This window comes from Pectinatus sottacetonis, from assembly GCF_015732155.1.
In the GTDB taxonomy this organism is placed as follows: domain Bacteria; phylum Bacillota; class Negativicutes; order Selenomonadales; family Selenomonadaceae; genus Pectinatus; species Pectinatus sottacetonis.
Genome location: NZ_WIQK01000001.1, coordinates 1,781,153 through 1,801,639, shown reverse-complemented (window position 1 = coordinate 1,801,639; position 20,487 = coordinate 1,781,153). Strand labels below are relative to the sequence as shown.

The following is a 20,487-nucleotide window of genomic DNA, read 5'->3' as shown; positions in this document are numbered from 1 at the left end:
TATTATTCGATATTAATAGTATTAATGTATTATTTTTTAAATTATAGAATCATTAAATCAATAGTTATTTAATGATTTTACATAACCAGACAACTTTTTTTATAATTTTCAAGCATCATATTGTAAGCAGTACCTATATTTGAGTGCAAATTAAATAACCCTGATCCACCAACAATAAAACACTCTGTTCCAGCATTGGTAAGTTCTCTAAACGTATGTTCATTACATCCACCATCTACTGCAATTTTATATCTATATTTTTTACTATTTTTTAAATTACGTACTCGTCTTACTTTATCTAGAGACTCAATAATAAATTTTTGTCCTGCAAAACCTGGATCAACACTCATAATTGTAAGTAAATCAACGAAATGTAAATATGATTCAGCTATATTTATATCAGTCTCAGGATTTAATACTATCCCAAATTTTATACCTGCTTGTTTAATATGCTCAATAAGTCGAAATGCCTGCCCGTTGAGAGTTTCTACATGCAATGAAATACAATCAACACCAATATCTATGAGCTGATTAATATACTCTTCCGGATTCGTAGTCATTAAATGACAATCCAACGGTAAATTTGTAATATTTTTTAATCCCTTTATAAAATCAATTGATAAACATAAATTTTTAACAAAATGTCCATCCATTATATCAATATGATAGTAATTACAATATTTATTTAAAATAATAATTTGCTGCTGTACATTCATTAAATCCATACACATCAATGATGGGGCAAATTTAATATTCATATAGTTATACCTCCTTATTATACATTTAAACTTGCAGAATAAATTGCCTTACAAATCATAATTTTCTTGCCATAAATTTTGTCAAACAACTGTTTTAAATTATCAAGAGATACCCTATGCGTAATTAAATCATGCACTTTTAATTTACCTAAGTCCATTTGCCGAACAGTATATTTCCATTCATTAAATGGTAATTCTGCATAATATGAATTCCATATACCAATTAAATTTAATTCCTTGCGCAAAATCAAACTATGATTATTTAAATTTATTACTGTATCACGATGTGGATTACCCATTAAAACAATTTTTCCAAATACACGGCAAAGTTCTATAGCAGTATTCATTCCAGATGATGTGCCAGTTCCTTCAATAACAACATCAACACGCTCTAATTTATTTATTATTTTTTCTATATAATCCACATCATTTATATTATATACGGCCAATCCACATTCTTTAGCAAAAGATATTTTCGCATTATCAATTTCTAATAGTGCCACCTCAGAAGCACCAAAAATTTTTGCCCATCTTGCCGCCATAATACCAATAGGTCCTGCTCCAATAATAACAATTTTTTCACCTGCGGTTAGGCCAGCTTTACGTATAGCATGTTGTGCAACAGTGGCCGGCTCAACTAGTGATAAATCATCAGTTGAAACTTCTGGATCATTTGATAAAACTAAATGCCACTTGTTTGGTATTAAACAATATTCAGCAAACCCACCATCATTTCTGGAACCAAGATATTGATAATTTTCACATTCTGCGTAATTACCAGTTTGGCAACTTTTGCACTTCATACAGGGAATAATGGGGAAAACAGCTGCTTTTTTACCAATAAGCATTTTATCATCATTATTACCTACTTCACAAACCACTCCGGAAAACTCATGTCCTAGTGTCACGGGATATACTCTAGTTCCCAATTCATAAACACGTGGTATATCAGATCCACATATTCCACATGCTTCAACTCTAATTAAAATCTCATTCCCCTGTGGTTTAGGTTTTTCTACCTCATCTAATGTGAATCTATCTATTTTATGCAATCGCATTGCTTTCACAACTTCGTCCTCCATAATTACTATATTATTTATTTATTTTTTTAATACATCTACCATTTCTATTGCTGTATTTGCTGGTATAATCTGTATTTTTACTTTGATCCCTTTATTAATAAACTCTTTAAAAACACTTCGTTCTTTTTCAGAAGCAGCTATATTCTTATATAATGTCCTTCTTTTTTCATTTACTCCCATCCCCCCTACATTTATTGCTGAAATTTCAATACCAGCATCAATAATTTTTTTATAAGTTTCCGGTGTTTTAGCTAATAAAATAGTTGGAATCAATAATCCTTTTTGTAATTCTACAATTGCATCATCACATGATAACACACTTACTTTTACTCCTATAGGTGCCGCTAATTCAATAACATCAATCATAAATGTATCTTTTGCGACTTTATCATCAATAACTAAAATTTGTTTTGCCGGTTTAACTTTCATCCAAGCTGTCATAACCTGTCCATGAATCAAGCGATCATCTATTCTAGCCAGTACTAAATTATCCACTTAAAACCCCTCCTATTTTAGTAATTTATTATTTTCTTAATATTTGTATACCCTTTTGTCCTGCCTCATATGCTGTATTTACCAAATTTGTTATGTTACATCCATTGCTCCGTTCTAACGCAATATGAACGAGCATTGGCATATTCATACCTGTAATAATTTGTATATTATAATCTCTGCTTACAGAACCGACCACATTATAAGGTGTCCCACCTAAAACATCCACTAAGGCAATAATCCCATCACCAGAATCAATCATATCAACAGCTTCTCTTATACGTGTTTCATAATTTTGCAGTGATTCTCCAAACTCCAGTGTGACTGTACATGTTTGTTCTATATTTCCTGTAATCATTGCTGCTGATTTTAATATATATTTACATAAACTGCCATGACTGACTAACAATAATCCTATCACATTTTTCACGTTCCCTTCCCTAGAATTTTATTCCCCATTAATGCGTTACTGGAATTGATAAAATACCCAACAATGAACAAATCACACCAAATATAAATAATATCGCAATTACATATGTTGGACTTTTTCCCTTTGCCAGAAGTTTCCAAACTGCCAGAACCGCTAAAAGCGGCAGCATTGATGGCAATAACGAATCTAAAACTTTTTGTAAATTAATTCCCACTTCACCAACAGTAAAGGCAATAGGAGTCATAATGGTAACCCGTGTCGCTGCCATTGAACCAATAACCATTAATCCCACAATACTAAAAATTTCCGTTACTCGGTTTAATGTTCCCGCCCGTAAAAAACCTAAAATAGCAGTTTTACCTTTTTTATATCCTACCATATACATTGTATAACCACATGTTAACATAATAACTTTATAACAAACCTCAAACAATATCGGTCCTGCCAAATTACCAGCCAGAGCAAGTGAACAAGCAATACCTGCAAGAATAGGATAAACTATACCTTGTGATACTGTATCACCAATGCCAGCCATTGGTCCCATAAGTCCTGTGCGTAAAGAGTTAATATCATCTTCTGTTACTTTAACTCCATTTGCAGCTTGTTCTTCCATAGAAGCAGCAATTCCCGGTATTACGGTTCCTATAAAAGATGGTTCTGTATTGAAAAATACCATATATTTTTTTAATGCCCGTGCACGTTCTTCTTTTGTTTTATATAATCGCTTAATTACCGGTATAATAGCTTGTGTAGATCCCAACGCCTGTAATCGTTCATAATTATAGCAAGTTTCCTGGGAATATCCTCCCAGCCAATGTTTTATAAGATCACCTTTACGCAATTTTACTTGATTTTTATTATCCTCCTGTCCCATAATTACACCCCTTCATTTTTATTATCAACTGTAAAGAAATATACCAATACACCAGCAATTGCCGCAAACACTGTAATTGCCATTGTATCCAAATGTAAATAAACGGTAAGAAAATACCCTGCAAAAAAGAACGCTATTATTTTCCTTTTACCAATATACATCAACAACATTGCAATCCCAAGTGCCGGCATTAACGCTCCTACAGTAGAAAATGCATTTATAAGATACTGCGGTATAGAAGCTAATGCCCGTGTCGCATAATCCCCACCAAAACGAACTAAAATAAACGCTGGTATTCCATTTAAAACAAAACTCAATACACCTGATGGTATCCAATTCATCATGCGGATACCTGTCAAATTGCCCTCTGCCACATATTTATCAGCCTTATGCACCCAAAAACTATTTAGTGTCATATATGCCTGCCATGTTAAAATTCCTAATAAACTAAATGGTACAGCAAAAGTAGGTGCTAAAATGGGATCAGCTCCTGACAGTATAGTTAAAGCTGTACCAAACACACCCGCAACCATTAAATTCCCCGGCATAGTACCTCCAGCCGTTATCCAGCCAAGGTATGTCAGTTGAATATATGCAGCAGCTTTCATTCCTATAATGGGTTCTCCCATTGCTAATGCAACTAAAAAGCCAGACCATAATGGATATAACCATGTTCTAGTTATTGCATGACTAACCCACCATGTACTCAGTGTAGCAATAATTGCTACTAAAATTGCCGATAGCATACATATTACCTCTTTTCTCATATTATTAATATTAACTTAATGCATTTACTGTTTAATTAAATTTGGCATTATGGTAAAATCAAAATTTTTGAATAAAAATTTTTTCTGTCAGACATAAATTTTACTGCCTGCATTATTTTCTCCAAAGGAAATGTATGTGAAATCAAGGGCATTACTTTAATTTTTCCTTCTACTATAGCGTTTACGCTTTGTTTCCATGCACTATATGGGAATTTTTTTGTCTCAAAACTCCATGTTCCCTGAATACATAACTGCAAACGTAAAATTTTTTCAAAAATTTGCGGCTCTAACATTACATTACTTATAAACCGCCCCACTAATCCTAGCCTTCCAGACTGACGTAACAAACTAATTCCCTGTTTAAATGCCGTTGCCGAACCTGATGCTTCAGCCACAAAATCAACCCCTTCTGTTAATTCATTAATAACCTTTTTTATATCTGTATTTAATGAACAATAAGCATTTTGTAAACCTAATTGTTTTGCTAAAATAACCTTTTTTTCATCTATGTCAATCGCAAAAACATGTTCAGCCCCAAATGCTTTTGCCCATTGCGCAATAAACATGCCAATAGCACCTAATCCAAAAACTACAACATTTTCACCGAATTTTAACCGACAATTTTGTACAACATGCAACGCTACCGCACTCGGTTCAAGAAATACAACGGCTTTATCATCAAAAGCTTCTGGTAAAAGTACTATATTCTTAATTGGCACTTTTACATACTCTGAAAATCCACCATTACTACGTGAACCCAAAAAATCATATTGTCTACACTGCTCAAACATACCGATTTCACACATCTCGCAATGATAACATGGAATGAGTGGATTCACTGCCACTTTTTTACCAATAAGATAATTATACTTTTTACTTCCTACTGAATAAATTTTTCCACCGAATTCATGCCCAGGAATTGTAGGGAAATTATATGTTCCTGTGGTTAATATCCGTGGTAAATCCGAACCACAAATTCCACAGGCTGAAACTTTTACCAAAACATCCTCAGTACCCAAATCGGGTATGGAAACATCCTCTACCTCCAATCTTCCAACAGATTTTAATACAGCTGCTCTCATTTTTTCCACTTTTAACTATTCCTCCATTTCAAACTACCTTCTCACACTACATAATTTTTGTGTACACACTATTATTTAGAGCAAATTCCATGCCAATTTATCTGTGTTACCTGTGTTGATAAAAAAGTACTGTATTGGCAATACATTCTATAGAATTTTTCGAAAATTTATTTTTTACATTAAATAACAAAAATTATTTCATCTATCTGTGTTATAATAAATTTGTAATTTTTATTATTATGTTGTATTTATTGTAATCTGTGTTATTAAATTAACAAACTCTACACACATTATCATAGAAAGGATTATTTATGGCTAAACAAGTAACCCGCAAAAAACATATATTGTCTTTTCTCCAAAAACAAAGTGCATTACTAATTGATAAACACAATGCCATTGGCAAATTTAATGCCACTTGGATTAGCTCTCAATTAGGTTTTAGCCGTGACAATGTCAGCCGGGATCTCAATCAATTATATCGTGAAAAACAATTAATAAAAATTCATGGTAAACCTGTATTATTCCTATCATCTCAATTTTTGGAAAGCTATTCACAAATGTCATTATCAAATTATACTTTTAAAAATATTAGTGACTTTCAAACATTTTTTTCTTCTATATCTCATTTATCTAAATTGGCAAAACCAATCACACCAATCTCAAATGCTAATTCTTCCTCAAAAACTAACAAACAGTCTCCTATTAATATTAATGAATCTCCTTTTAAAAAATTAATAGGTTATAATCGCAGCCTTAAAACAGCCGTTAAACAGAGTAAAGCTGCTATTCTCTATCCGCCTCATGGGCTGCATACTTTAATTATTGGACCAACTGGTGGAGGAAAAACAACATTTGCCCGCATTATGTACTCTTATGCACAACAAATGCACTGTTTGTCACTAAATGCCCCTTATATAATCTTTAATTGTGCAGATTATGCAGGGAACCAACAACTTTTATTATCTCATCTCTTTGGCCACAAAAAAGGAGCTTTTACCGGTGCGATTAATGATCATACAGGTCTTATTGAAAAAGCTAATCATGGAATACTTTTTCTTGATGAAGTCCATCGCCTTCCTCCAGAAGGACAAGAAATGTTATTTTCACTTATCGATCGTGGTCAATATTATCGTCTTGGCGATTCAAACAATACTTGTTCAGCCCAAGTCCTCATTATTGCAGCCACTACGGAAAAACCTGGTACAGCAATACTCAAAACATTTCTGCGCCGCATTCCTAATCTTATACAAATTCCTGACCTTGAAAATCGATCACTTGAGGAACGTTATGATCTTATCAAGCTTTTTTTCCAAAAGGAATCCCAAAATATGGAACGTGAAATCTGTGTATCTGCTGAAATTTTAAAACTTCTTCTTATATATGATTGTCCTGGCAATATTGGTCAACTTGAAAATGATATAAAACTTATTTGTGCCAATGCATTCGTTAGTTTAATTACCGAAAAAAACTCCCAACTATACATTAAACTTTCCCAATTGCCCGCCCAGTATCTTAAATTATTCGATGTACTTCCCACTAAGCGTTCTAATTTGAATTCATCATTTGATCTAAATATTATTAAAGACATAATATTTTATCCTAAACAACCAGTTTATACACCTGCTACTGAAACTCCGCAAACTAATTTTTATAAAACTATGTTAAATAATTCAAAAAAATACTTTGCAGAAGGGCTTTCATTATCCACAATAAATAGCATATTTGATAATCAAATAACAGAATATTTTGATATAGATATCAATAAAACTCATTCTTTAAACACTGCTACTGAGGAAGCCGCCTTCTTAAAAATTATTTCTCCTCAAATTTACTATTTATTAAAAAAAGTATTACTTTTAATTGAACAGGAATTTGATTTACACATTTCAACACAAGTATTTCATGGCCTTGTATTACATGTCGAAACTATGCTTGAAAGAATACGAATAAACAAACCTCTACGTCTTCCTAAAAATAATATAGATATCAATAAAAATAATATTTACTATCTTATATCTACGCGTATTACAACTTCCCTTGAACAAAATTTAAATATTTCTATACCTAAACAGGAATCTGCGCTAATTTCTCTTTGTCTCCAAACTCTGGATATAAATACCAAAGATACCCATATTGCAATTTTAGTTCTTACACACGGTTACCACACTGCTACTGATTTTGCTCAGGTAGCAAATAGACTTCTTGGCACTCAACATGCTCATGGTTTTTGTATGACATTAGAAGAAAAAGTCAGTCATGCTCTAAAAAAGGTTACTAAAATTATAGAAACAATTGATGAAGGTAAAGGTGTATTAATTTTAGCTGATATGGGATCTCTAACAACTTTTGGTGAACTTATTACTAATGCAACAAATATAAAAACGTATACTCTCAAAATGGCTACAACTTCTATGGTTATCGAAGCAACCCGTAAAGCATTATCATCAACAATATCATTAGAACAACTTGCACATGAAGTATCCAGTCAAAGCTATTATATAGGTATGAATGTCACATCACCGTTACCCATATTAGCACCAATTGCTGAAAAACTTAACCTTAATTCCGAAAAAATCATCAAATTACTAAAAAATATACTTATTTTTATTGATACACAAAAAGCTATTCCCTTACTTGAAAAAATATTTGCCAATATTACAACTCAATTAAATTGCCGACAAACTTCTAGTCTTTATATAAAATTCATGTTTCATACCTCTTGTATGTTGGAACGCGCCATCCGTAACGATCAAATGGAATATCAAGATTTACAAACATTATTACCTCATCACATTAAAATTTTCAATATAATTAAAAAAGCTTTCACAATTATTGAACATACTTATGGTGTTACTATACAAGATAGTGAACTTTGTTACATTACAGAAATTTTTTCTATAAAATAAGTTATTTAAAAGTACCATTTGTATTTCTTCCAGACATATTTACCATTATTTATGATATTAACATAGTCATTTTTCATATTTACATGGAATTATTTTTAAAACCATAATATTTCTATAAAATATTTTTTCCTAATTCAGTATCAACTTTCATAATTGTATATTTATATAAAATGACCTCACTTACAGTAAGCAATTTTTTCTGAAAATATTATCAATTTATTCAGTTTCAAAAGTGACAATTCTATTTTTAATGCCCCTTATCTGAATGTACGTTAATTAATACAATTATGGAATAATTATTATATAAAAACCATTTTTACTCACATTATCAGTCATAAACTGAACATATGATCCACTGATAATTTTTTTATCCAGTAACACTTAACTGACTATAATTATACTTTAATCATACAAATACACATTATCTAAGATACTAATCTTTCTATCTAAATACCTTGCTATTATCCTACCTTTTCATCTTCATTCTAAATTAGCATGATAATTCCATAATTTTTTTAATTCTATATGTTTTTTATCTACTATCATGACTGCAATAGAATCACATAACAATAACAAACTTTGTTCAAATAGGCTTGACATTGGTTGTTTAGAAGCTATTTCATCCTCACGGTAAAGTTTTGTTTGTACCGGAATTCGCAACATTAAATTGGTAACAGGTGCTAAACTACTCTGTGAATTAGAACCAATATGAATTATTTTACCACCAAATTTTTTTGCCTTCTTAGCTATAGCTACTGGCACTATTGACTCTCCACTGCCTGAACCTACTATCAAAATATCCCTGTCCGTTATTGCCGGTTCCGTTATATCGCCTACCATATATGTTCTAAAACCCAAATGAAACAATCTTTTAGCAAAAGCTTCCAGCTCAAGTTTCACTCTGCCTACACCAATAAGAAATATTTTATCGGCTTGAAAAAGCATATTAATGAATTCTTCAACTTTATATTCATTAATTTTTGATAATGCAACATTACATTCTCCAATCACTAATTTTCGTGCCATTTCATAACTCATCATAAATTTTCTCCTATAAAATGTTCATTAACAGTTCTTCTTATCTGTTTATAATTTTGGGCATAAGTTTTACTTACTAAATACACTTTTACTACCAGTTACCAAAATTTCAACCCTATATTCTAAGAATATTTTCCAATGCATAAATCTGCATATATAATAAACGAATATATAACAATATTTCCAAATAAATTTAGCTTATAATCACAATTAATACCAATATTATTATTGTTATTAATTGATAATGCAAGAATAACATTGCACTAATTATTTGTCAACAACCTTTTTGTTGGTATTAATTGTGATTAAACATTTTTAGATTGGTTAAAAATGTTATTGTCTGTTATACTTTATAATAAAATATTAAGTTGGAGATGTAATATATGGGTAAATTAATTACTGCTGAAAGAAGAAACAAAATTGCCAAGCTAATAATCTCAAATGGCAGTATTAAAGTAGGTGAATTATCAAACAATTTTTCTGTTTCAACAGAAACCATACGCAAGGACTTAATATATTTAGATAAAATAGGAATTATAAAAAAAAGTCGCGGTGGGGCTTTATCTGCACTTGAAGTTATGGAAAGACCACTTGAAACAAGAAGTGCAGAAAATTTTGATTTAAAAAATGCTATTGCCAACAAGGCTCTTTCCTTTATAACAAATAATACTGTCTTATTTATTGATGCAGGAAGCACTACTCTTTGTCTAGCTAAAATGCTTTACCTAAAAAAAGGACTGACTATTATTACCAATTCAATCAGTGCCGCGAATATACTAGTAAACAGTAAAAATAAAGTTTATATGAGTGGTGGAGAACTCAATAACACAACAATGTCTTTAACAGGATTTGGTGCCACAGAATTTCTTGCTAGAATAAAAGTAGATATTGCATTCTTAGGATCCAGTGGCTTTAAAGAACATCGCGGTCCTGTATCAATTGATTTTTCAGATGCTGCCGTAAAAAAAACAATGATTATTAATTCCAAGCTTACCATTGTTTTAGCTGACAGCAATAAATCACACTCAACTGCATTAGTAGAATATGCATTATGGAGTGATATAAATTATTTAATAACCGATACTGGTATTAATCATAAAACTGCAAATGAATTAAAAAAATCTACTAATTTAATCTTAGTAGAAAAATAATTATCAATAATTTATAGTAGGCATTAACTTATATTGTTTTAATAATCCCCCTAGTTTATACATGTTGCCCACTTGGAAAATATAACTCGTACTGCAACAAAATAACTTTATATCATACAAACTTCACTCATTAAACTAATCTTCCTAATAATATAATAAAAATAAAAAGCCGCCGTACAAATGTCATTAACTTCATAAAGTTGCTGTTTAATACTGCTATAAGGTCACCTGCTCTTTTAAACAACATAATTATAATTTATGAATGAAAATGTCTAAGTGCGACAGCTTATATGTTATAATAGCTGAAATACAGCAGGCTTTTGTTTACAAATAAAGCAAAAAGTTAAATCAGGCCTGCCTAATGGTAAATATTAAAAATATTTGTAAATATATAATTTTATTAATCAGACAATACTGATACATTATCTATTATATTTGACAAAACAACCACATTGGATGTTTTTACTAGTCCGGGATTATTTTTGATCCTAGATAATAATGATTTCAGGGTACGTGCATCTTCTGTTATTATTTTCAGATAATAATCATATTCACCTGTTATATAATAGCATTCATTTATTTCTGATTCATCACTGGCATATTCAGCAAAGTTTTCTCCGTTGGCAGTATTATCAAACCGCAAAAACATCAATGCCGTCAAATGTTTATTTATTTTTTCGGGATCTAAAACAACAGTATATTGTTTTATCACACCTGAAGTTTCTAATTTGCGCAGCCGCTCACTAGCCGCTGGCATTGACAGGGAAATAGCTACACTCAAGTCAGAAATTGTCATACGCGCATTTTTTTGCAAATTTTTTAATATTGCTTTATCTGTCTTATCCATTTTATTCACCTTTCAACCCTCTCACTTTTCCCGCTGTTAAATGTTGATGAAGCAGCAAATACAAATTTATCCATATCACAGTTGCCGCAGCGTTCACCTATTCCATTGACTGTAGTGTCTATAAAAGCAGCACCGGCCTGTACAGCTGCTATCGAATTTGCCACTGCCATTCCTAAATCGTTATGGGCATGAAACTCTATTTCGATATTTGTTTTCTTTATTATTTGTGTTATCTGCTGATAAACTGCAATAGGTGTCATAATTCCTACTGTATCGGCATATCTGACTGTATTTACACTAAATTGCTGTACTTTTTTTATAACAGTAATAATAAAATCCATATCTGCTCTCGATGCATCTTCCAGACCAACGGTTATTGCGTTAGCCCTGTCCTCAGCAAATGACAATACTTCTTCTATTTTTTTAATTATCCATGTTTCATCTTTTTTCAGTTTATCATGGATCTGCCGCTGTGATACCGGCACGCTTATATGAATAATATCAGCATTACAGCCTGTCGAAGCAATAACATCATTTTTATTCAACCTGTTCCATGCTGATACTTTCATATTACCGCAGACACTTTTTATTTTTTTTATTATCATTTGTTCACTCTTTCCCATTGCAGGAATTCCAGCCTCTATCTGATAAACGCCTTTTTCATTCAACATTTCAGCTATAGCAATCTTTTCTCTATCACTAAACATGATAAAGGGGCTTTGGGCTCCATCCCGCAGTGTTGTATCAACAATATGGTACTGAGTATTATTTATCTCAAGCATGGTTTTTTATTCCCACCAATCCCCAGTAACTCACAAAACTCCTTATCTGTTATCGATCGGCACAAAGACCGTGATTTTCTTTTTACTTTTTCTAAGATATCAGTCATATTTACTTGATGATAATTAATTTGCAGTTCCCGCATTTTGGCTTCTACTGCACTTTTTCCTGAACTGTCACCCAGTATTATATGGCGTTTGGAATTTACTAATTCCGGTGGATATGGTTCATAAAGATGAGGATTCTTCAATATACCATCTACATGTATGCCTGACTCTACTGCAAATATTGATGCTCCAATAACAGGCTTATTTGCTGGTATAATTATATTTTCCTGTTCCATTATTGTTTTTAGTTCCGAAAAATCAAGCTTTCCTTGCAATTGTTTTATTCCCAGTAAATGGAGTGTCAGCAAAACTTCCTCTAAGGGAGCATGGGATGCAAGGCCGCAAAAAGCAGTAACGACTCCATACCCATCGTTCAATAACCAGCCTGCAGCTAATGCTGCGGCCTGGTTTAAATAATCCAGTGGCTCAAATGATACCTGCTTTTTCTTTTTCTTCCATTCAGCAAATTGTTTTTGCATGTCTGGCACTGACAAAGTGGTACAGCCTTTAATCCGTACTCCTATACACTTTCCTTGTGCTGATAATATTTTCTGTCTTATGAAAACATTATCAGCACTGTCATCTTTTTGAGCAATAACATATCTATGAAACCCTTTAAAATTATATATGTCTGTTTTGTCTTTTACGCGCAGTACATACTTACACGGCGGCAAAACCATGTCAGCAAGGTTCTGCCATACTGAAGCTGTCATTTCTATGGCATCAACAGATAGTTTTGCCAGATTTTTTAAAATACGATACTGCTGATATTTTGACGTTTTTTCCATATAACACAAAGTTGCATCTGTTATCATAAATATGCACCTCTTTAAAGAAAAACCTTATTATAATGCTGTATCCAATAATTCGCCGGTATTTTTTTTTGCCAATGCAGCTTTTTTTACAGCATTCTCAATACGATCATATGTGACAATAACATCTATTTTTTCTTGTTCAAGACGTTTTTGTGGTGAAGTCCCTATCCGCAGAGTTATAACAGCTGCACAATCTTTTATAGCTAAGATTATTTTTTCTATTTTATCCATCTTATCATCGCACAGCTCTTTGCCGACACAATATTTTTCCACATTGCGCTTTTCGATAAAGCGAACCTGGCTGCCGTTACTTTCATAGATATAAAATTCATTGGCATGACCAAAATGATTATCAACCAGCATACCGCTTTTGGTGGCAACAGCGAAACGATACATTTTATCTTTATCTGCAGCATCATTTACTGTTCCTGTACATTTACGATATTCTATGGACAGATCATTTCCCAACGTCCCTATAGCATCAGCACGACATTGTTTGCAATGGTACATCTGCTTCATGTGTTCGCCGCATTTTTTACGCATTTGCGTTATTTCTTTATTGGAAACCAGCGGCATATCCTGAAAAGCACTGCCTTTCACTGGAATCAACTGCATTATATTAGTTATTTCACACCCCAGGTCTTTTACCTTTTTTACTATATCTACTATATGTTCTTCATTAATCCCCTTGAGCATAACAATATTTATTTTGCAAATAATACCATGTCTCGTAAGATAACGAATACCATTGAGCTGATTTCCCAAAAGGATTCCAGCTGCGCTTTCTCCTGTGTACCGCATCCCCATATAATCAACATGTTTATATATTTTGGCACCTATTTTAGGATCTACTGCGTTGAGTGTAACTGTAACATGCGTGACACCCAAATCTATAATATCCTGCGCATACTGTGGCAGCATCAGTCCATTTGTCGATAGGCAAAACGTGACCTTATCATCTGCCTGTCTTATCATTTGCAATGTCTGCCTAGTCTGCTCAAAGTTAGCTAAAGCATCACCGGGGCCGGCAATCCCGACTACGGTCAGGTTTGGTACCCGCTTTTTGACGAGCATGTATTTATCAAATGCTTCCTGCGGTGATAATATTTCAGTAGTCACTCCGGGACGGCTTTCATTAGGGCAGTCATATTTGCGTACACAATAGTTGCACTGGATATTACACTTTGGTGCTATCGGCAGATGTATTCTGGCATACTGCCCGCTTCCACAGGTAAAGCAGGGATGTTTTAGAGTTTTTTCCTGTAAAACATGCCGTTTGTTTATATCAACAATTTTATTTTCCTGGATTTTTTCTGGTGTCCCATTATGAAAATACTTTGTATAGATTTCCTGTCTATAACCGGTTTCGAGTCTTGCCAAAAGGGTATTTGCTATATTATCAAGAATTTTCATAGACCCTGCATACCCCATCATCTGTACTCGTTGTCCTCCTACACGGTCATGTATCGGAAAAGTGCAGCGAATCAATGGTACTTTTGTTTTTTCTTCAATTCTGTATCCATCACCACTGCCAATCATTATATTTGCTCCGCAGCCAACTACATGATTTTCGATCATTGTAAAATCTGCATCATCTTCTATGGCAGTTTTATCTACAAATTGAAGATCTGCTGCTGTTTTTACCTGCTTTTCCAGTACATCGGTAAACGTATGGCATACTGAACCAGTAGCACACAACACCGGAATCACTCCATTTTCACAGCATAAGTTCACCATTCCTTTGACAAAATCCGGTTCTCCAAATATTGCCGCCCGACCGATGGCATTATATTTGTGTGAATCTACCATTGCATCAAGATAACGTCCACGCTGCGCCCTTAGTTTTTCCGGCACTTCCCCACCTAATTCTTTAAGTTTGCTGACCAAAGCATCTGTTGCTTTCAGACCTATTGGCAGATCAAGCCGACAATAAGGTATATCATATTTCTTATTTAAATAAACCGCCGGAGAAAATTCTTCTGTATTGAACGTCGATAATTCTATTGTATATTTTGCCCCTGCCATTTTTGCTATCTCACTTAGCGGAGTGCCTCCCTTGGGCAAGCGGTCATATTTATCTACATGTATACCGTCAAGATTATCTGACAAATCAGGTAAAAGGATATAATCAATCCCCATAATTTCCAATAAATCTTTCAGCTCTCTGGTATCAGCAGGTGATATCATACCTGTTACTATATTGATCTTATTATTTTTACTGGTATCCATATCAGCATATTGCACTACAGCTCTTAACGCCCGAAAGAATCCGTCAAAATGGGTGCCTGCATAACTGGGAGAGGATATAGGAATGATCTTGGCTTTACATTCAGGATGTTTTTCATAAAACTTTTTTATTATGGCCGGAACATCTTCGCCGATCGTTTCCGCCAGACAGGTCGTTGATACTCCAATGACTTCCGGTTCATAAAGTCTTATTAAATTTTCCAGTCCTGTTACAAGATTTTTTTCTCCACCAAAAACTGTTCCTTCTTCTGTGAGCGAAGAAGATGCAATGTCAACCGGCTCATTATAATGGGTTGCCATATGGCGCCTTATATATGTACTGCACCCTTGTGATCCGTGCAGAATGGACATACAGCGGGCGATACCGTACAATGCTGTTACAGAACCCAATGGCACGCACATTTTGCAGGGATTTATATTTAAATTAACGGCATTTTCCATGACCGCCCTTCCTTTCTCTCTATACCAAATGAATATATTATTATCTTTATTTATATAGCCGTCATATAATCCCACACAGGACTATTTATACTCAAATTAATTTCTTTAGTAAAGTTCTCTACACCTTCATAACCACCAAGCGCATGTTTTCTTTCATGGTTGTGATCGCAAAAGGCAATACCCAGTTTATATGCCAGAGGACGTTCTTTTACTCCCCCCACCAGGATATCAGCATGTTTTTGTTTCATGAAATACTCCAGTTCTGCCGGGTTGGCATCATCCAATATTACAGTATCTTCATTTACTATGCTCTGGATAATTTCATATTCGTCTTTTCTGCCCGTCTGCGTACCTACTACAACTGTCTGAATCCCCATTTCATTGAACTGCCGTATTAAGGAAATAGCTTTAAATCCACCGCCAACATAAATAGCCGCTTTTTTGCCAAGAAAATTTTTCTTGTATTTGTCCACGAATTTTCTCAGTCTGGCACTTTCCCTGCTGGTAAATTCTTCTGCCCTGGCAATTACTGTTTCATCGCCCAATATATTGGCAACCTGCATTATAGAGGCACTGGTATCTTCAATACCAAAAAAACTTACTTTTATAAAAGGAATATCGAACTCTTCTTCCATTAAGTTGGCCATATAAATCGAAGAACCAGCACACTGCACGATATTGAGTGCTGCTGCTGGTGCTTTTAGCAGCTTATCATAGGAAGCATCACCCGTAAAAGTTGATACTATATCAATACCTATATTCCTGAAATAATTCTGTATAAGCCACATTTCGCCTGCTAAGTTAAAATCTCCTAATATATTGAGTCCATGATGGGACATTTTTCCCACAAGTTTATACGGACGAATAAGTTTCATAACTGCATCACAGGCAAGCTTATAGCCCTGCCTTTTCGTCCCGGAAAAGCCGGCAGCTTTCACCGGAATAACACGTATGGCATATCTTTTTTCGGCATCTTTACATACTGCTTCCACGTCATCACCAATTACGCCTACAATACATGTGGCATAAACAAATATTAACTTAGGTGCATATTTTCCCACTATTTCATCTATTGCTGCTGTTAGTTTTTTGGCTCCGCCAAAAATTATATCTTTTTCTCTTAAATCAGTAGAAAAACTATTGCGATAAATTTCACTACCACTTGATAAGCTTCCGCGGATATCCCATGTGTAACTGGCACATCCTATAGGACCGTGGATAATATGGAATGCATCTGTTATGGGATTCAACACAACACGCGCCCCGCAATAAACACAGGCTCTTTGACTAACAGCACCAGAAACACTTGCTTTATCGCAATCTATACCGGTTCCGCTGCAGCCAAGATTTTTCACCATTATTGACTTTTTACGCACTTCTAAAATGCCTTTACTCATAATCCACACATCCTTTACTAATTATTTTTCATAAAAAACAAATATTTTTATAAAAGCTTTATTATTTCTCTTACTACAGCAACTAAATTTATTATTTTCCTAATTTTACAATCATTAATATACTAAAAAACACAAAAACCCCCTAATACAAAATTAATACTTCATTGTATTAGGGGGCTTTTATAAGTCCCGCACAGCTTCTATTTATATTTATCATTTTGTTTATTATACACAAAGTTTTACAAAAATACAATAGATAAGATTTAATAAAATAAGTATTGTCATCTAAAAACAATAACAATACTTATTTTCACTTACATAACCAATTCAAAATCTTTATCAGCTGCATCACGATCCTGCCGATCTAATAATGCATTACTTATCAGTTCTGCCATGCGCATTGCTCCCCTGTATCCTACCAAGGGCATATATGAATGAACATAGCGGTCAAGGATAGGAAATCCTGCACGTACAAATGGCACATCCTCAGCCCGGGCAATATATTTGCAATGGGTTCCACCGATTAACAGATCAACAGATTCATTTTTCATAAGCTGGTGCAGTTCAAACAAGTCAGTATTTGCTTTTGCTATGCAATCGATAACACCATATTTCAATAATTTTTCTTTTGCTTTTTGGGTAAATTTTTGATCTGGTGTCCCTGTTATCATATACTTGGGCTTCATGCCTAGTTCAAGACAAAACGAAGCCAAGCCCAAAACTGTATCAGGATCTCCAGCAATAGCTACCCGCTTATCCCCATAGTAAGCATGCGAATCCACCATTATATCCAAAAGCTGCCCGCGTTCTTCTTCAATTTCAGCTGGCACCTCTTTTTTGCTTAAATGTGATAAAGCCATGACAAAACTATCAGTGGCTTCTATCCCCATGGGCAGTGGCAGCATTGTTGAATCAACATCACATTTTCTCTTTATTTCCAGTGCAGGTGCTGCACTGGTTATTTCTCCCAGAGCCAGTACATGTCTTGCTCCTCCCAGCTGACGAATCTCATTTATAGTTGTCCCGCCTTTAGGATACATTTCATAATGACCTGTCAGCGGTGCATTCATTGTCCCGTCAGTATCAGGAAACATTATATATTTTGCGCCGATCAATTTTGCAATACGCTTTAATTCATGCATGTCTCCGGGATTGACAAACCCAGGAAATATTCCTATCTTTCCATTATCAACAGCACTTTTTTCGCTAAGATATTTAATAAAACCTGTCATCATATTGGCAAAACCATTGATATGCGACCCAACATAGCTCGGTGTATTAGTATGAATAACCAATTTTCCTTCCGGTATTTCCAGTTCCTGGATCAGTGTGTTAAGATCATCACCGATTGTTTCACTAAGACAGGTAGTATGCACGGCAATAATATCAGGATTATATATGTCAAAAATATTTTTTACTGCTTTTTTTAAGTTACTGCCACCGCCAAATACACAAGCTCCTTCAGAAAATGAACTGGTAGTAGCAATGGCCGGTTCTTTAAAATGGCGGGCCAAAAATGTTCGGTGATAAGAACAGCAGCCCTGTGAACCATGACTATGCGGCATACAGCGATGAACACCCAGTGCCGCATACATTGCCCCTACAGGCTGACATGTCTTCGCCGGATTTACCCGCAAAGCTTTTCTTTTTACTATTTCTTTAGGGGTCATATCAAGCATAGTTTTCATCTCCTATCGTACCTTCTAATGTAGATTGTGTACGCCAAGGTGGCGTCAACATTTTCCATGCTGGTGTATAAATACTAAGATATGTGTTTCTGGCAAATGTTATTGCACCTTTGAAACACGCATACGGTCCACTGTAATCGTAAGAATGCAGCTGATTGGAAGGCACACCTTTTTTCTGTATCATATATTTATCTTTAATACCTGAGTAAAAAATATCTGGTTTAAATATTTCCAGTATTTTTTCTGTTTCATAATGATTGAAATCATCGACAGTTATTGTCCCATCGCCCATATCTTTAAACATGCCTTTATAATATTCAAGCTCAATATTATTTTTTCTTAGTTCATTAAACCTTTCTTTGTCCAGTGCCACATGATATAGTTGCTCATCCGGCTGTACTGTTATAGTTTCAATATTTTTGCTATCAGCATCGAGTTTTATATCAGGAATAACTTCACGCCCTTCATAATCATCACGATGGGCAAATTCATAGCCAGCTATTACTGTTTTTACCCCGAAATCTTTCAACACATTTTGATAATGATGCGATCTTGAACCACCCACAAAAACACCAGCTGTTTTTCCTTCCAGCTTGGATTGGTAAAAAGCTCTTTCCTCAGCTATTTCATCAAGTTCTTCAGCAATTACTTCCTCAGTACGTTTTTTCAATTCCTCATCATTAAAATATTCCGCCAGCTCTCTAAGAGTACGTATTGTTTCATCTATGCCAATAAAATTTACCTTTATCCAATCAATATTGTATTTTGTCTTCATCATTTCGGCGATATAATTAATAGAACGATGGCACTGAACTAAATTCAAATTGGCTGTATGAGCATGAGTAAGTGCCTCATATGAACCATCACCAGTCAATACAGCAACTACTTCATAGCCTATTTTTTTCAATAATCTTTCCTGTTCCCATCCATCACCGCCGATATTATATTCCCCGAGGATATTGATACGGAAAGCTTTTTCCTTAACTTCATCCTTTGCCGACCCGATTACACGTTTCATCAATCCATTATTAGCAATGTGATGTCCGGCAGACTGGCTTACTCCCTTATATCCTTCACAACTGTACGCTATGCAAGTTATACCAAATTCTTTTTCCGCTTCTGATGCGACGGCATTAATATCATCACCTATTAAACCAATAGGACAGGTAGAGCATATCATAACTGCCTTGGGATGGAATATTTCCACTGCCTCTTTTATTGCCTGGTGCAATTTCTTCATACCGCCAAAAACTATATCTGTTTCCTGCATATCCGTGGAAAAACTATATTGAATAAAATTACGCCCATCTGGAGCGTCAGCTTTATTACGCCTTGTTCCCCATGTGTAATAACCGCAGCCTATCGGCCCATGTGTTATCAAAACTATATCACGCAGAGGCCCCAGTACAACACCTTTACAGCCGGCATAACAACAGCCCCTGTTAATCATCAGGCCCGGCACCGAACGGCTGTTTGCCGCTATTTGCTTGGACACTCCTGCTTCATCCAACTGCACTATATGGTCTTTTCTATTCTTAAATACACGGCCGGAATATTTATCTAAAACAGCCTCGCGTCCATCCAT

The 20,487-nt window shown here is 34.4% G+C and carries 17 protein-coding genes; 2 read left to right on the top strand and 15 right to left on the bottom strand.

Annotated features, from left to right (window positions below; all coding sequences use genetic code 11):
* Positions 1-77: 77 nt before the first annotated feature.
* From alsE to I6760_RS08370, 7 genes are all read right to left on the bottom strand, one after another.
* Positions 78-758, bottom strand: a complete 681-nt coding sequence (alsE, locus tag I6760_RS08400; RefSeq protein ID WP_231036169.1) for a D-allulose 6-phosphate 3-epimerase — start codon at positions 756-758, stop codon at positions 78-80.
* A 17-nt stretch (positions 759-775) separates the two neighbouring features.
* Positions 776-1,816, bottom strand: coding sequence for a galactitol-1-phosphate 5-dehydrogenase (locus tag I6760_RS08395; protein WP_231036461.1), 1,041 nt, complete (start codon positions 1,814-1,816; stop codon positions 776-778).
* 42 nt (positions 1,817-1,858) lie between these two features.
* A complete protein-coding gene (locus I6760_RS08390; RefSeq protein WP_196594015.1) occupies positions 1,859-2,335 on the bottom strand; it encodes a PTS system mannose/fructose/N-acetylgalactosamine-transporter subunit IIB in 477 nt (158 codons plus the stop codon).
* Positions 2,336-2,363: 28 nt separating this feature from the next.
* Positions 2,364-2,762, bottom strand: coding sequence for a PTS sugar transporter subunit IIA (locus I6760_RS08385; protein ID WP_196594014.1), 399 nt, complete (start codon positions 2,760-2,762; stop codon positions 2,364-2,366).
* A 28-nt stretch (positions 2,763-2,790) separates the two neighbouring features.
* On the bottom strand, positions 2,791-3,636 hold the full coding sequence (locus tag I6760_RS08380; RefSeq protein WP_196594013.1) for a PTS system mannose/fructose/sorbose family transporter subunit IID: 846 nt from the start codon (positions 3,634-3,636) through the stop codon (positions 2,791-2,793).
* A gap of 2 nt (positions 3,637-3,638) precedes the next feature.
* A complete protein-coding gene (locus tag I6760_RS08375) occupies positions 3,639-4,382 on the bottom strand; it encodes a PTS mannose/fructose/sorbose/N-acetylgalactosamine transporter subunit IIC (RefSeq protein ID WP_196594012.1) in 744 nt (247 codons plus the stop codon).
* A 68-nt stretch (positions 4,383-4,450) separates the two neighbouring features.
* Complete coding sequence (locus I6760_RS08370; protein ID WP_196594819.1) at positions 4,451-5,485, bottom strand: galactitol-1-phosphate 5-dehydrogenase; 1,035 nt, start codon at positions 5,483-5,485, stop codon at positions 4,451-4,453.
* A 311-nt stretch (positions 5,486-5,796) separates the two neighbouring features.
* Here I6760_RS08370 and I6760_RS08365 point away from each other — a divergent pair, with 311 nt between their 5' ends.
* Positions 5,797-8,391, top strand: coding sequence for a sigma 54-interacting transcriptional regulator (locus I6760_RS08365; protein ID WP_196594011.1), 2,595 nt, complete (start codon positions 5,797-5,799; stop codon positions 8,389-8,391).
* Positions 8,392-8,871: 480 nt separating this feature from the next.
* Here I6760_RS08365 and hxlB read toward each other — a convergent pair whose 3' ends face one another.
* Positions 8,872-9,432 (bottom strand): 6-phospho-3-hexuloisomerase, encoded by a 561-nt coding sequence (gene hxlB, locus I6760_RS08360; RefSeq protein ID WP_231036168.1) that lies wholly within the window; start codon positions 9,430-9,432, stop codon positions 8,872-8,874.
* A 380-nt stretch (positions 9,433-9,812) separates the two neighbouring features.
* Between hxlB and I6760_RS08355 the strand changes: the two genes are divergently transcribed.
* Positions 9,813-10,580 (top strand): DeoR/GlpR family DNA-binding transcription regulator, encoded by a 768-nt coding sequence (locus I6760_RS08355; protein ID WP_196594010.1) that lies wholly within the window; start codon positions 9,813-9,815, stop codon positions 10,578-10,580.
* Positions 10,581-10,980: 400 nt separating this feature from the next.
* Here I6760_RS08355 and I6760_RS08350 read toward each other — a convergent pair whose 3' ends face one another.
* From I6760_RS08350 to I6760_RS08320, 7 genes are all read right to left on the bottom strand, one after another.
* Complete coding sequence (locus I6760_RS08350; RefSeq protein ID WP_196594817.1) at positions 10,981-11,427, bottom strand: Lrp/AsnC family transcriptional regulator; 447 nt, start codon at positions 11,425-11,427, stop codon at positions 10,981-10,983.
* A gap of 5 nt (positions 11,428-11,432) precedes the next feature.
* Positions 11,433-12,209, bottom strand: a complete 777-nt coding sequence (locus I6760_RS08345; RefSeq protein WP_196594009.1) for a beta/alpha barrel domain-containing protein — start codon at positions 12,207-12,209, stop codon at positions 11,433-11,435.
* Positions 12,197-13,129 (bottom strand): homocitrate synthase/isopropylmalate synthase family protein, encoded by a 933-nt coding sequence (locus tag I6760_RS08340; protein WP_196594008.1) that lies wholly within the window; start codon positions 13,127-13,129, stop codon positions 12,197-12,199. Before I6760_RS08340 ends, I6760_RS08345 begins: the two co-directional genes overlap by 13 nt.
* Positions 13,130-13,159: 30 nt before the next feature.
* A complete protein-coding gene (gene nifB / locus I6760_RS08335) occupies positions 13,160-15,817 on the bottom strand; it encodes a nitrogenase cofactor biosynthesis protein NifB (RefSeq protein ID WP_231036166.1) in 2,658 nt (885 codons plus the stop codon).
* A 50-nt stretch (positions 15,818-15,867) separates the two neighbouring features.
* Positions 15,868-17,214, bottom strand: a complete 1,347-nt coding sequence (nifE, locus tag I6760_RS08330; protein WP_196594007.1) for a nitrogenase iron-molybdenum cofactor biosynthesis protein NifE — start codon at positions 17,212-17,214, stop codon at positions 15,868-15,870.
* Between the two features lie 314 nt (positions 17,215-17,528).
* On the bottom strand, positions 17,529-18,893 hold the full coding sequence (locus I6760_RS08325; protein WP_196594006.1) for a nitrogenase component 1: 1,365 nt from the start codon (positions 18,891-18,893) through the stop codon (positions 17,529-17,531).
* Positions 18,886-20,487, bottom strand: coding sequence for a nitrogenase component I subunit alpha (locus I6760_RS08320; protein ID WP_196594005.1), 1,602 nt, complete (start codon positions 20,485-20,487; stop codon positions 18,886-18,888). The genes I6760_RS08325 and I6760_RS08320 overlap by 8 nt, the downstream gene beginning before the upstream one ends.

Bases quoted from the DNA above. Each gene is read 5' to 3' on its own strand.
- alsE (WP_231036169.1), bottom strand. From the start codon at position 758: ATGAATATTAAATTTGCCCCATCATTGATGTGTATGGATTTAATGAAT.
- I6760_RS08395 (WP_231036461.1), bottom strand. From the start codon at position 1,816: ATGCGATTGCATAAAATAGATAGATTCACATTAGATGAGGTAGAAAAA.
- I6760_RS08380 (WP_196594013.1), bottom strand. From the start codon at position 3,636: ATGGGACAGGAGGATAATAAAAATCAAGTAAAATTGCGTAAAGGTGAT.
- I6760_RS08375 (WP_196594012.1), bottom strand. From the start codon at position 4,382: ATGCTATCGGCAATTTTAGTAGCAATTATTGCTACACTGAGTACATGG.
- I6760_RS08370 (WP_196594819.1), bottom strand. From the start codon at position 5,485: ATGAGAGCAGCTGTATTAAAATCTGTTGGAAGATTGGAGGTAGAGGAT.
- I6760_RS08365 (WP_196594011.1), top strand. From the start codon at position 5,797: ATGGCTAAACAAGTAACCCGCAAAAAACATATATTGTCTTTTCTCCAA.
- hxlB (WP_231036168.1), bottom strand. From the start codon at position 9,432: ATGATGAGTTATGAAATGGCACGAAAATTAGTGATTGGAGAATGTAAT.
- I6760_RS08355 (WP_196594010.1), top strand. From the start codon at position 9,813: ATGGGTAAATTAATTACTGCTGAAAGAAGAAACAAAATTGCCAAGCTA.
- I6760_RS08350 (WP_196594817.1), bottom strand. From the start codon at position 11,427: ATGGATAAGACAGATAAAGCAATATTAAAAAATTTGCAAAAAAATGCG.
- I6760_RS08345 (WP_196594009.1), bottom strand. From the start codon at position 12,209: ATGCTTGAGATAAATAATACTCAGTACCATATTGTTGATACAACACTG.
- I6760_RS08340 (WP_196594008.1), bottom strand. From the start codon at position 13,129: ATGATAACAGATGCAACTTTGTGTTATATGGAAAAAACGTCAAAATAT.
- nifB (WP_231036166.1), bottom strand. From the start codon at position 15,817: ATGGAAAATGCCGTTAATTTAAATATAAATCCCTGCAAAATGTGCGTG.
- nifE (WP_196594007.1), bottom strand. From the start codon at position 17,214: ATGAGTAAAGGCATTTTAGAAGTGCGTAAAAAGTCAATAATGGTGAAA.
- I6760_RS08325 (WP_196594006.1), bottom strand. From the start codon at position 18,893: ATGCTTGATATGACCCCTAAAGAAATAGTAAAAAGAAAAGCTTTGCGG.
- I6760_RS08320 (WP_196594005.1), bottom strand. From the start codon at position 20,487: ATGGATGGACGCGAGGCTGTTTTAGATAAATATTCCGGCCGTGTATTT.